The sequence below is a fragment of the Glutamicibacter soli genome, assembly GCF_003309065.1.
Lineage (GTDB): Bacteria > Actinomycetota > Actinomycetes > Actinomycetales > Micrococcaceae > Glutamicibacter > Glutamicibacter soli.
The window spans coordinates 385084-397653 of record NZ_POAF01000001.1; the positions used below are offsets into that span (position 1 = coordinate 385084).

Here is a 12570-nt window from a genome sequence, read left to right on the forward strand (position 1 = left end):
GTCACAGTTCGCAAAGGATAGGCTTGGAGCATCATGTTGCTCACCGATTACCTGCCTGCAGACGCGAAAAACGTATCCGACGACGAAATCTACGAGGCCTTCGGCCGCTGGGTGTCCACCCGCGGCATCGAGTTGTACCCGGCCCAGGACGAAGCGTCGATGGCCCTGGCCGGCGGCAGCAATGTCATCCTGGCCACGCCGACCGGCTCCGGGAAGTCGATGGTCGCGATCGCCGCGCACTTCTACGCCATGGCCCGCGACCAGATCAGCTTCTACACCGCGCCGATCAAGGCGCTGGTCTCGGAGAAGTTCTTCGATTTGTGCAAGATCTTCGGCGCGGAGAACGTCGGCATGGTCACCGGCGACTCGTCGGTGAATGCGGATGCCCCGATCATCTGCTGCACCGCGGAGATCCTGGCGAACATCGCGTTGCGCGAAGGCTCGCGGGCCGACGTGGGCTGCGTGATCATGGACGAATTCCACTTCTACGCCGACCCGCAGCGCGGCTGGGCCTGGCAGGTGCCGCTGATCGAGCTGCCGCAGGCGCAGTTCCTGCTGTTGAGCGCGACCCTGGGCGACGTGTCCCGCTTCGAGAAGGAGCTTGAGGAGCGCACCGGCAAGACCACCGTCACCGTCGCGCACACCCAGCGTCCGATTCCGCTGCACTTCTACTACTCCATGGACCCGGTGCAGGAAGCCGTGGAGGAGCTGATCAAGACCCGCCAGGTGCCGATCTACATCGTGCACTTCTCCCAGCTGGACGCGATCGACCGCGCCACCGGGCTGATGAGCATCAACGTGGCCACCCGCGAGGAAAAGGACCGCATCGCGGAGCTGATCGCCGGGTTCCGCTTCGCCGCGGGCTTCGGCAAGACGCTGAACCGCCTGGTCCGCCACGGCATCGGCGTGCACCACGCAGGCATGCTGCCCAAGTACCGCCGCCTGGTCGAGCAGCTGGCGCAGGCAGGGCTGCTGAAGGTCATCTGCGGCACCGACACCCTTGGTGTGGGCATCAACGTGCCGATCCGCACCGTGGTGATCACCGCGCTGTCCAAGTTCGACGGCACCCGCACCCGCATCCTGAACGCCCGCGAATTCCACCAGATCGCCGGACGCGCCGGACGCGCAGGCTTCGACACCGCTGGCACCGTGCTGGTGCAGGCCCCGGAGCACGCGATCGAGAATCATAAGGCCATGGAAAAGGCCCTGAAGAAGCACGGCGAGGGCTCGACCAAGCTCAAGCAGATCCCCAAGAAGAAGCCGCCGCAGGGATTCGTGACCTGGGGTGAGAAGACCTTCGAGAAGATCGTGGACGCCGCCCCCGAGACGCTGAAGTCCTCCTTCCAGGTCTCGCACTCGATGTTGCTGAACCTCCTGGAGCGCGAGGACAACGCGTTCGAGGCCGCGGTGCGCCTGCTCACCGAGAACCACGAGACCCCCTCCACGCAGCGCAAGCTGAAGCTGCGCGCCATCGGCATCCTGCGCGAGCTGATCGCCACCGGCGTGGTGGTGCGCCGCGAGCAGCCAGACCAGTACGGCAACTACTACGAGCTGACGGTGCACCTGCAGCAGAACTTCGCGCTGAACCAGCCGCTGTCCCCGTTCGCGCTGGCGGCCCTGGAGCTGCTTGACCCCGACTCTGCCAGCTACGCGCTGGATGTGGTCTCCACCATCGAGGCGACCCTTGAAAAGCCGCGCCAGGTGCTCTCCGGGCAGGAGAAGAAGGCGCGCGGCGAGGCGATCGCCGCGATGAAGGCCGAGGGGATGGACTACGACGCGCGCATGACCGCGCTGGAAGAGGTCACCTACCCGATGCCGCTGGCCGAGAAGCTGGAGGCGGCGTTCGAGCAGTACCGCGCCGGCGCCCCGTGGCTGGCTGACTTCGAGCTGCAGCCCAAGTCCGTGGTGCGCGATATGTACGAACGCGCCATGGGCTTCTCCGACTTCGTGCAGTACTACCAGCTGGCTCGCTCCGAGGGTGTGCTGCTGCGCTACCTGACCGACGCCTACAAGGCGCTGCGCCAGTCCGTTCCGCAGGACGCGCTGCGCGAGGACCTGGAAGACTTGATCGAGTGGCTGGGCGAGATGATCCGCCAGATCGACTCCTCGCTGCTTGACGAGTGGGAGGAGCTCTCCCGCGGCGAACTGCACGACGAGTCCGAGGAAATCACCCCGCCGGCCCCGGAGAAGCTCACCAGCAACGTGCGCGCCTTCCGCGTGATGGTCCGCAACGAGATGTTCCGCCGCGTCAAGCTCTTCGCCGACGAGCAGGACAAGGCGCTGGGTGAGCTGGACGAGCACAACGGCTTCGACGCGGACACCTGGGCCGACGCCATGGACGACTACTTCGACGAGCACGAGGACATCGACGACGGCCCGACCGGGCGCAGCTCCAAGCTGTTCATCGTCACCGAGAAGCCCGGCCGGATCTGGGAGGTCCGGCAGATCTTCGCCGACCCGGAGGAAAACCACGACTGGGGCATCAACGCCACCATCTCGCTGGACGACTCCGACGCGGTGGGCGAGCCGGTGGTCACGGTCACCGCCGTGGGACGCCTGGACTCCTGAGTCCCTCCCACTCCCCCGCACCTGCGTGCTTTCTACGGCCCGCGGCAGCGCCAGCAGCTCTGGCCTTGCCGCGGGCCGTGTCGTAGGATTTGGCCATGAACGGTCCGCGGCTGCGCCTGTGCGGCGCACTGATCCTCCTGCCGACCCTAGTGCTGCTGCTCAGCGGCTGGTCGGTGCTGTTCTCCGCCGAAGGCGCGGTGCCCACCATCGTGCAGTTCGCCCTGCTCGCCGCAGGCCTGGCCATGGTGTACCGGGGCGAGAATCCCCCGGCCCAAGCCGGCGGGTAATGCTCCGGTAACGCTACAGCGCCCATCCTTTGTGCCAACACCGCGTTCGCGGCACCGCAAAGGAGCACCCCATGACACTGCTGAGCCTGCAGCCAGCCGAACCGGCGACGCTGCATTCGCTGCCTCCCACCCTTGACCTGGAGGCCCTGCGCCCGCACCTGGTCAACCTCTCCAACGGGCAGTTCTCCGACGACGGCGCCCTGGTCACCAGCGCCGAGGACGTGGACGCGATCTTCGCCGAGCACCTGCCCCGCTACATGGAGCAGCACGAGGGCCCGCTGCGGCTGCTCTTCTGGGCGCACGGCGGGCTGGTCAGCGAGGCGCGCGGCATCATCGGCGCTTCCCGCCTGCTGCCGCACTGGCTGGAACACGGCATCTACCCTATCTTCTTCATCTGGGAGACCGGGCTGCTCGACGCCCTGTGCTCGCTGCTGCCGCGCAGCGGCGCCCGCGAGCTGCAGGAACAGGGCCGGGCCCGCAACCTCGTCGAGGACCTGTGGAGCGCCGGGGTGGAACGGGCAGTGCGCCCGCTGGGCCAGAAGGTCTGGGCGCAAATGAAGGTCGGCGCGGACCAGGCCGTGGCCGCGGACGGCGGCGCCGCCTACGTGGCGCAGCGGCTAGCCGAATTCACCGCCCGGAATCCCGGCGCCGTCCAGGTGCACGCGGCAGGGCATTCGGCCGGCGCGATCTTCCACTCACGCTTCCTGCCGCTGTACCTGCAGCACGGCTCGGGCACCGGCGTCAGTTCGCTGAACCTGCTGGCAGCGGCCCTTTCCATCGCCGACTTCAACCGGCTGCTGCGCCCGCTCGTCGGCTCGCCGCAGGGCATCGAACAGCTGCACCTGTTCGGCCTGCACCGGCAGCTGGAAGAAGACGACAGCGTGCTGTGGCTTTACCCGCGCTCGCTGCTCTGCCTGATCAGCTCCGCGCTGGAAGCCGAACGCGGCGTCGGCCTGCTCGGCCTGGAACGCTCGGTCGCCGCGGATGCGGACCTGACCGGCTTCCTGGGCACCGCCGCGGCGGACGCGACCTGGTCCAAGACCCAAGTCGGCGCCCCGGGCCGGCGCTGCCTGGCCTCCGCGCATGGCACCTTCGACGAGGACCCGGCCACCTTGAACAGCGTCGCCTACCGGGTGTCCACCGGATGATCCCGGCGCGTAACGCCGGGGTAATAACCGGGTAACGACGCTCCGGCTACGCTGGAGCCTCCACGCGGCCGACGCGCCCGAACCCGGGCGGCCGACCCGGTATCCACCGGCTACGGCACGGGCGTTGGCCTCAGCATGAGGGGGAAAAATCATGGCGGATATCAATGAGGGGACCGATCTGGTCTTCGACCGGCTGCTAGCGGCCCGGCGCGAAGAGGTCGTCGCCCTGCAGAAGGCGCAGGCCGACCGGCTGGCCGACGTCGAGACGCGCGGGCAGCGCAGCCTGGCCGCGCTGCAGGACTCGCTGCCGGAATCCCTGGCCTCGTACCTGGGCAGCGATTCCTCCGCAGAGGAAGCAGCGGCGAAGGACATGAAGTCCTGCGCGGCAACGCTGGCCGAGCAGGCGCCGCGCGAATCTACGGCGCTCTCCGCGGTCATGGGCAACGGGCCTTCCGCGGCGGCGGTGGGCTGGCTGACCCCGTACTACGGCACGCTACACGGTTCCAACGGGGCCATCGCCTGGCAGGGCTACAACCCCGGCAACATCGACGCGTCCTGCTGGGCCAGCGGCGCCGGCTCGGGGCTCTTCGGCACCGGCGCCGGCTCGTTCACCCTGTACATGGACTGGTGGTTCACCTTCCGCGCCCCGGAGAACCGCAACTACGCCCAGACCATCTACGTCCCGTTCAACGGCTTCTACATCGTGCGGGCGGACGACGGATGGTTCGACTCCAAGGAGGCGAAGGTCAACATCTCGATGACCGCCCGCGGCTACCAGTACAACTACAAGCCGGCCGGCAGCGTGAACGTGCTGTCGACCGGGGATGACAACATCAACGTCAACGACCGCTTCGACGGCTGGCGCACGATGTACTATTCGGATCTGCTCGGTGCCGACCAGGCCTACCTGCTGCTGTCCGTCGCGCTCTACGTCTACGCGCGCGGCGGAGGCTCCAACGCCCAGCTGAACTTCGCCGACGGCAATGCCAACTACCTTGGCGTTCCGCTCGTCTACGTCAGCTAGGCAGACCGCGCGCCGCACCGCACCCGGTGCGGCGCGCACCCTCGAAACTCCGTGAAACCTGAATCCAGGGAGCAGGATATGAGCAATGAAAACCGGCCGCTGTGCCTGACCAAGCCGATCGTCCAACGCGAGCTTCCGGCCGGTCTGCCGGACCTGCGGATGCGCCTCATACGGGTGCTGTCCAAGGTCTGGGTCAATGAGACCGAGCTGCACTACTTCTTCATCGACGGGCCCGAAGCGCAGCGCGAAGCCGTGCGCCAGGCCTTCGCCGAGTGGAAGGCCCTGCCGCTGGGCCTGAAGTTCACCGAGACCACCGACCGCGGATCCTCTGAAATCCGCATCGCCTTCGACCAGGCTGACGGATCCTGGTCCTATGTGGGACGCGACCTGCTGGGCATACCCGCCACCGAAACCACCATGAATTTCGGCTGGGACCTGACCGACGACTACGGGCACACCACCGCCTTGCATGAGATCGGGCACAGCCTGGGCCTGCCGCACGAGCACCAGAACCCGTTCTCCGGCATCGTGTGGGACGAGGACGCGGTCTACAAGTTCTTCACCGGGTCCCCGAACTTCTGGACGCGGGCGCAGACCGAGCAGAACGTGCTGCACAAGTTCAGCGCGCAGGAGGTGGACGGCTCCCCGTGGGATCCGAACTCTGTCATGGAGTACTGGTTCCCCGCAGGCCTGATCGTGCAGCCCGCCCAGTATTCCGGCGGCCTGGAACCTGCCGGAGGGCTCTCGGACCAGGACAAGGAGTGGGCCAAGAAGTTCTACCCGGCCACCACCGCCGCCGTCACCGAGCTGAAAGCCTTTGAATCCAAGGTGCTGCAGCTGTCCGCCGGGCAGCAGGCGGACTTCACCATCGTCCCGGACGCCTCGCAGGACTACACGATCGCCACGTTCGGCCAATCCGACATGGTGCTGGTGCTCTTCGAGGACGATAACGGCTCGCTGCGCTACCTGGGCGGCGACGACGACAGCGGCACCGGGCTGAACGCCCAGCTGAAGACCCGCCTGCTGGCCGGGCGCCGCTACGTGGTGCGGCTGCGCCTGTACTGGGCAGGCGGCAGCGGCAAGTCAAGCATCATGTACTGGTAGCCGCGCGCGGCATCGCGCCCCGGACCGTCGGATCCCGGACGGTCCGGGGCGCCCTTGCGCCCTGGGCTGTACACCTAGGCCGGACGGCCCGTCTGATCGGTCTTGAACGACTGGGTCTGGAACTTGTTCAGGAATCCCAGCAGACTCCCGTCTGGCTTGAGCACGATGGTGCCGCCATCCTGCCAGATCCAGTTCTCCGCATCGTGCCCGCCGCCCACCGGGTCGCCCTGGTTCTGGTGCACGTTGTGCACTCCCAGCCCGCTGGAGAACGGCTCGCCGAACACGAAGAACCGGGTGCCCGCATAAATCACGCTTTCCAGCTCGGTCAGCGCCTGGAACCCGGTACCGCTCTTCCACGGCGGGTTCCAGCGCAGCCAGGCCAGCAGCCGGTTCAGGCAGCTTGAAAAGCGCAGCAGGTGGACGATGACCGGCGGGTGCAGCACCGCGGCGCGGATGTAGTCCAGCGCCCCGGAGGACGGATCGGAGGCCAGCGGGTGCCAGCCGTCGGCTAGGGAAGACAGCGCCGCGAAGTCCAGCGCGCGCAGCCGCACGGTGCGCCACTGCACGCCGTCGGGCATGTTCTTCGGATCCACGTCGATGGCGCACTTGTAGTTGCCGGCCGGCGCGTGGATCACCAGGTTGCCGTGGTAGTAGCGCCCGAAGTCATCCGGCGGGTCCCGGTAGTAGTCGTGCAGGGTCCCGATCAGCACCCCGTACCCGTTGGCCAGCGGCATTCGGATATTCCTTCCTCGTCTCGAAGATCAGGCCCTTGCAGGTTCGTCGATCTCCCCGACCTGGTCTTGCACCCGCTTGGCCTGCTTCTCCACCATGGAGGTGAACAGCTGCTGCGCGGCACCGAAAATGACCGCCCACGCGATGATCTGCGGGGCGCTGTCGAGGTCTGAGAGGCCGGGGAAGAATCCTCCGCGGATCAGCAAGAGTCCGAATACGGCGGTCAGCCCGCCCAATGGCAGCTTCAGGAAAGCCAACGCGATCGCAAGGTTGAAGGGCGTCGCCGTGCCGCCGACCTTCCTGAAGGAACTGGCTGCCGTGATGGCAGCGCCAACCATGCCAACGAAAATCAGCAGGAATATATCCGCCTTGCCGGCCGTCTGCGCGATCACCGCATCCCGGTCGAAAACTGCCCTGTTCTCGGCGGCGACGGATTCGCTGCTCTTGCCATCTGCTTCGGATGTCGTTCCGCCGGCGCCATCCCCGGTGGCAGCAAGGGTTGCCGGGAGCGGACTTTCGTTGCTCGGGCACACCACGACGTTTTTCCCTTCCGGGTTGAAGCAGATCGCCAGATCGGTCGGCCTGGCCACTCCCCAGAGCCCCAACCCGATGCCCAGAATGAGCAATACGACGCTCCAGACGCTCAAGCCCCGATGGAAACTGAGCATTCGCGCATACTCCCGGCGGTAGGCCATATTGGCTGCGATGCTCGCGCTGATGATTTCCTCGCGGATATGCGGTTGCTGCAGATAAGCCCGTTTCTTGTCAGCGGTGGTGTGGATCTCCTCCAGGTCCTTGACCAGCTGTTCGAACGAAATTCGCTGCGGATCCATCGTTGCGAGGTGGTTCCTGATATCGGTCCGGATCTTGGGCAGCTTCCCCATGAGATAGTCGGTGTCTCCGCGCCGCAACATCATGGACTCCGCCGCGTGCAGGTGGGCCAGGACGCTGCCGATGAGCGTGGTGCCCAGCATCATCTTGAACCGCGGATTGGTCAGCCGCGCCTGCGCGGTCTTCAGGTGCTGCTTGATCGCCTCGTCCAGCTTGGCGACATCCTGCACCGCGCTGTTTTGATGGACCGCCGGCGGCGGCAATTGGGATAGATAGCGCGCTTCATCCTGCAAGGCGGTGAGATCCGAAACGACTATCGGAAAACGCTGCTGGGCCATGTTTGCGGTGAATTGCGGAAGGGGGCCGGTGTTCGGCATGGTCAGTACCTCGATGATCTCCCACGGCTCAGGGAAATGCATAGCATTTCAACCCGCCGGCGCAGCTCTGCGCGTCGCCGGCAGGATACAAGGAACCAGCAACACCACCCCGGTGCAGGACCGCGAGGCCCGCCTGGGAGATACGCCGGTACACGGATAAGCCCAGTGTCCGCCGGCGCCCGTTACACGAGCATTACCAGGATCTGCCGCATCCCCGGTCCTGCCGGCGCGGTCATGCGACGATCAGTGCGACCCCCACGTACACGGTGAGCAGTGAGGCCAGAGTCCATTCGGCGGCGGACCCGGTTGCAGCCAGAACCGGCACGGCAACCCGTCCGTTGGCCTTCCACACCGAGCCGATGACCGGCAGGCGCCGGAACCAGCGCGGGGAGCGGATCTTGATCGGCCAGATCAGGTTGCAGCCACCGATCGTGAGCATGTCCCCCAGCACGTGCGCCGCCACGCCGACGGCGACCGCCAGCAGGAACCACTGGTTCTCCTCGGGCGTATTCATGCCGACAAACGCCCCGGCCGCCAGCGCGATGACCCAGCACAGGGCCGGGGGCATGAACTTCACCGACTTCACGGCGAAGGAGATCAGCAACACCGCGAACAGCGCGGCGGCCGGATACACGATGCCCAGCGCCGCGGTCTGCACCGCCCAGCCGTTGGCCAGCCAGGCCAGCAGGATGAAAAACGCCATGCCTAGGATGGAATGGGTGCCATTGCGGTGTCCGCCGGAGACCTTGCCAATGATGCGGGTGAAGATGCTTGAAATGGGCGGCAGCGACCTGGCGATAGTGGCGCCGTGGTGGTCCGCGTCGGGCAGCAGCGCGGCGCCCGCGCACACGATCGCCCCAGCCAGCGTTTCCCACCGATCCATCTGCAGCGCGCCGAAGCCGAGGTCTACGGAGCCAATGCTCACCGGAGTCGTAATTGCTAGCCATGCGGCAGCGCCGCTCATGGCGTGGTGTCCACCCATCATGGATTCAACCTTAAGACTGGTCACCGACGAATTGGCGGCGCGGCGGCGGTAAGCTTGAGCACATGAGTAATGTGCGCGAAGCAACACCGGCCGACTGCCCGCAGATTCTGGAGCTGATCCACGAACTTGCAGTGTACGAGAAGGAGCCGGACGCGGTGCGCAACACCGTGCAGGACCTGCAGAGCCACCTTTTCGGCGCGGACCCCAAGGTCTTCGCCCACGTGGCCGAGGACGAGTCCGGCACCGTGATCGGCGTGGCGATCTGGTTCCTGACCTACTCCACCTGGGAGGGCCGCCACGGCATCCACCTGGAAGACCTGTATGTGCGCTCCGCCCGGCGCGGATCGGGCACCGGCACCGCGCTGCTGCAAACGCTTGCGCAGATCTGCGTCGAGCGCGGCTACAAGCGCCTGGAATGGGCGGTGCTGGACTGGAACGAGCCGGCCATCAAGTTCTACGATTCGATCGGTTCGTCCTCCATGGACGGCTGGACCACCCGCCGCCTGGACGGCGACGCATTGACCGCCCTGGGCACCAAAGGAGCAGCACGATGAACCACTACCGCGGCATGGACGTCACCGAGCACCGCATCGAGGTCCCGCTGGACTACACGCGCCCGGCCGGCGAGAAGATCAGCGTGTTCGCCCGCGAGATCAGCACCGATGCGACCCTGCCCTGGCTGCTGTTCCTGCAGGGCGGACCGGGCGGGAAGTCCCCGCGTCCCGGATCCCTGTCCGGTTGGCTGGCCGAGGCGGTCAAGCACTTCCGCGTGCTGCTGCTGGACCAGCGCGGCACCGGGTTGTCCACCCCTGCCACCCGGAAGTCCCTGCCGCTGCGCGGCGACTTCGCCGCCCAGGCCCGCTACCTGGAGCACTTCCGCGCGGACTCGATCGTGCGCGATGCCGAGGCGCTGCGCGAGCACCTGGGCATCGACATGTGGAGCACCCTGGGCCAGAGCTACGGCGGGTTCTGCACGCTCACCTACCTGTCGCTGTTCCCGCAGTCCCTCGAACGCTGCCTGGTCACCGGCGGCCTGGCCTCCCTGGATGCCGATCCGCGGGATGTCTACCGGGCGACCTACCAGCGCATGGCCGAACGCAATACCGAGTACTTCTCCTGGTATCCGCAGGACTTCGAGGTCCTGGGCCGGATCTACGAGCACGTGCGCCACGGCGGCGACGAGGTGCTGCCCAACGGGCAGCGCGTCACCGTGCCGCTGGTGCAGATGCTGGGCATGTACCTAGGCGGCAACAGCCGGGTGCACCTGCTGCACCATGTGTTCGAGGAAGCGTTCATCGACACCCCCGGCGGCCCGCGCCTGTCGGACACCTTCCTGGAGGCGCTCTACGCGCAGTCATCCTTCGCCGCCAACCCGCTGTATGCGCTGATGCACGAGAGCATCTACGCCCAGGGCTCGGCGACGAACTTCGCGGCCGAGGCGGTGCTGCCGGAGTTCCCGCAGTTCACCTCGCATGCGAAGACCCCGTTGCTGACCGGGGAGATGATCTTCCGCTGGCACTTCGCCGAGGACCCGGTCCTGCGCCCGCTGGAGGACGTGGCCCGGATCCTGGCCGAGCACGAGCACTTCGGCCCGCTGTACGACCTGGGTGTGCTGGCCGAGAACACCGTGCCGGTGGCCGCGGCGGTCTACCACGACGACGTCTACGTGGACCGCGAACTGTCGCTGGAAACCGCCTCGCGAGTCAAGGGCCTGCAGGCCTGGGTGACCGAGGACTTCCACCACGACGGGCTGGGCGACGAGGGTCCGGCGATCTTCCGCCGACTGCTGGCCATGACAAATGGCGAGGACCCGGAAGCCGCCGCGAAGGGCCTTTCCGGGTCCTAGGCCTGGCTGGCGCGTTCAGGCCGTTCAGCCGTCCAGCTGGGCGGCCAGTTCATCGCACAGCTTCTGCAGCAACGGCGCGGCGGTGCCCAGAATCTGCTGGTCGGCTTCGGGCAGCGTCTGGATGCCGCCGGCCAGCGCCGTGTAGGCGCGCAACCGGTAGGCTTCGACCTCGTTCCTGCCCTGCCCGGTCAATTCGACCAGGCTGGCGCGGCCGTCGTGGGGATCGGGACGGCGGGCGACCAGGCCGTCCTGTTCCAGCCTGATGACCAGTCCGGTCATGGTCGGCTGCGCGACGCGCTGCTGGAGTGCAAGATCCCCCACGCGCTGCGCCCCGTCCCGGTCCAGCCCGGAGAGCACGCGCCAGGCGGTGACGGATCGCCCCTGCCCGGCGGCATGCCCCAGCAGTCGGGAGAGGGTGCCGGAGGCCACCGCAATTCCTGCGGCGGTTTCGGTGACGGCGGACGGTGTGGTGCTCATGATGTGTACCCTAGCAGAATGCGTTAATGGTGGATTCCGGACAGCGAAAAGCCCGCCTGACCGGCCCTGGTCGGGCAGGCGGCGGGCAGTTCGCCTGACGTTGCTACTTGCCGTCGTTGGCCTCGGCCGCGGCCTTGGCTGCCGCGGAAATCGCCTCGGCTTCCTCGGCTTTTTCGGCGGCTCGGCGGCCCATCGGGGTCCACAGCGACAGCACGGTGGCGACGACAATCGCGCCGAGGATCACCAGCAGGGAGATGCCCACCGGAATGTCCAGCCAGGCGAACTGGTGCAGCGGCTCGCCGCCGTTGATGAATGGCACCTGGTTCTCATACAGGGCGTGGAAGACCAGCTTGACGCCGATGAACGCAAGGATGAAGCTCAGTGCGTGCTTCAGGAACACCAGTCGGTTCATCAGGCCGCCGAGCAGGAAGTACAGCTGGCGCAGGCCCATTAGGGCGAAGATGTTCGCGGTGAACACGATGAACGCCGACTGGGTCAGCCCGAAGATCGCGGGGATCGAGTCGAAGGCGAACAGCAGGTCGGTCATGCCGATGGTGATGAACACCATCACCATCGGGGTGAACAGCTTCTTGCCGTCGACCACGGTGCGCAGCCTGTTTCCGTCGAAGCTGTCGGAGATCGGCAGCTTGCTGGTCAGCTTCTTGACCAGGCCGCTTTCCTCGTCTTCGTCGCCCTCGTCCTTCAGCTGGTTCCATGCGGTCCACAGCAAGAAGGCTCCGAAGATGTAGAAGACCCACGACCACTGCTCGATGATGGCTGCGCCGGCCACGATGAAGATCGCGCGCAGGATCAGCGCGATGATGATGCCGAACATCAGCACTTCCTGCTGGTACTTTCGCGGTACCGAGAAGCGGGCCATGATGATGATGAACACGAACAGGTTGTCCACGGACAGTGCGTATTCGGTAACCCAGCCGGCGTAGAATTCCTGGCCGAGCTGCGGGCCTGCCTGCCACCAGAGCACGCCGCCGAAGGCCAGCGCCAGGCCGATGTAGATGACGACGAAGATGCCAGCTTCCTTCATGGAAGGAATGTGCGGACGCTTGGTCACATAAAGTAGATCGGCGACGAGCACCGCGCACAGCACGATCAGTGCGATGGTTTCAAATTGAAGTGTTAACCCGGAAATGCCCACGGAAGAGCGACCTTTCATTGCAGGGTATGGCTGAT

Annotated in this window: 12 protein-coding genes; 7 read left to right on the plus strand and 5 right to left on the minus strand. The window is 66.3% G+C overall.

Features of this window, described 5'->3' with window-relative positions; all coding sequences use genetic code 11:
* Window positions 1–33: 33 nt before the first annotated feature.
* The 5 genes from C1H84_RS01855 (at window position 34) to C1H84_RS01875 (ending at window position 6131) form a co-directional block, all read left to right on the plus strand.
* The gene (locus C1H84_RS01855; RefSeq protein WP_113606396.1) at window positions 34–2568 is read left to right on the plus strand and encodes a DEAD/DEAH box helicase; all 2535 of its coding nucleotides are present in this window, start codon (window positions 34–36) and stop codon (window positions 2566–2568) included.
* A 95-nt stretch (window positions 2569–2663) separates the two neighbouring features.
* A complete protein-coding gene (locus C1H84_RS01860) occupies window positions 2664–2855 on the plus strand; it encodes a hypothetical protein (protein ID WP_047119362.1) in 192 nt (63 codons plus the stop codon).
* Between the two features lie 71 nt (window positions 2856–2926).
* Window positions 2927–4003, plus strand: coding sequence for a hypothetical protein (locus C1H84_RS01865; protein WP_047119363.1), 1077 nt, complete (start codon window positions 2927–2929; stop codon window positions 4001–4003).
* Window positions 4004–4154: 151 nt separating this feature from the next.
* Window positions 4155–5027, plus strand: coding sequence for a hypothetical protein (locus C1H84_RS01870; protein WP_047119364.1), 873 nt, complete (start codon window positions 4155–4157; stop codon window positions 5025–5027).
* Window positions 5028–5105: 78 nt separating this feature from the next.
* A complete protein-coding gene (locus tag C1H84_RS01875; RefSeq protein WP_047119365.1) occupies window positions 5106–6131 on the plus strand; it encodes a M12 family metallopeptidase in 1026 nt (341 codons plus the stop codon).
* 74 nt (window positions 6132–6205) lie between these two features.
* On the opposite strand, the gene C1H84_RS01880 is transcribed toward C1H84_RS01875, so the two are convergent.
* The 3 genes from C1H84_RS01880 to C1H84_RS01890 form a co-directional block, all read right to left on the minus strand.
* The gene (locus tag C1H84_RS01880; RefSeq protein ID WP_113606397.1) at window positions 6206–6865 is read right to left on the minus strand and encodes a DUF2278 family protein; all 660 of its coding nucleotides are present in this window, start codon (window positions 6863–6865) and stop codon (window positions 6206–6208) included.
* Window positions 6866–6892: 27 nt separating this feature from the next.
* Window positions 6893–8113: a hypothetical protein gene (locus C1H84_RS01885; RefSeq protein ID WP_113606398.1), complete on the minus strand. Its 1221-nt coding sequence runs from the start codon at window positions 8111–8113 to the stop codon at window positions 6893–6895.
* A 190-nt stretch (window positions 8114–8303) separates the two neighbouring features.
* Complete coding sequence (locus C1H84_RS01890) at window positions 8304–9056, minus strand: metal-dependent hydrolase (protein ID WP_047119367.1); 753 nt, start codon at window positions 9054–9056, stop codon at window positions 8304–8306.
* 62 nt (window positions 9057–9118) lie between these two features.
* On the opposite strand from C1H84_RS01890, the gene C1H84_RS01895 reads away from it, so the two are divergent.
* Window positions 9119–9610 (plus strand): GNAT family N-acetyltransferase, encoded by a 492-nt coding sequence (locus tag C1H84_RS01895; RefSeq protein ID WP_047119368.1) that lies wholly within the window; start codon window positions 9119–9121, stop codon window positions 9608–9610.
* Window positions 9607–10902 carry an alpha/beta fold hydrolase gene (locus tag C1H84_RS01900; protein WP_113606399.1) on the plus strand — a complete coding sequence of 432 codons (1296 nt, stop codon included), beginning with the start codon at window positions 9607–9609 and terminating at the stop codon, window positions 10900–10902. The genes C1H84_RS01895 and C1H84_RS01900 overlap by 4 nt, the downstream gene beginning before the upstream one ends.
* A 24-nt stretch (window positions 10903–10926) precedes the next feature.
* Here C1H84_RS01900 and C1H84_RS01905 read toward each other — a convergent pair whose 3' ends face one another.
* Both C1H84_RS01905 and C1H84_RS01910 read right to left on the minus strand, forming a co-directional pair.
* Window positions 10927–11379 carry a MarR family winged helix-turn-helix transcriptional regulator gene (locus C1H84_RS01905; RefSeq protein ID WP_053798313.1) on the minus strand — a complete coding sequence of 151 codons (453 nt, stop codon included), beginning with the start codon at window positions 11377–11379 and terminating at the stop codon, window positions 10927–10929.
* Window positions 11380–11482: 103 nt separating this feature from the next.
* The gene (locus C1H84_RS01910; protein ID WP_053798314.1) at window positions 11483–12553 is read right to left on the minus strand and encodes a TerC/Alx family metal homeostasis membrane protein; all 1071 of its coding nucleotides are present in this window, start codon (window positions 12551–12553) and stop codon (window positions 11483–11485) included.
* Window positions 12554–12570: the final 17 nt, after the last annotated feature.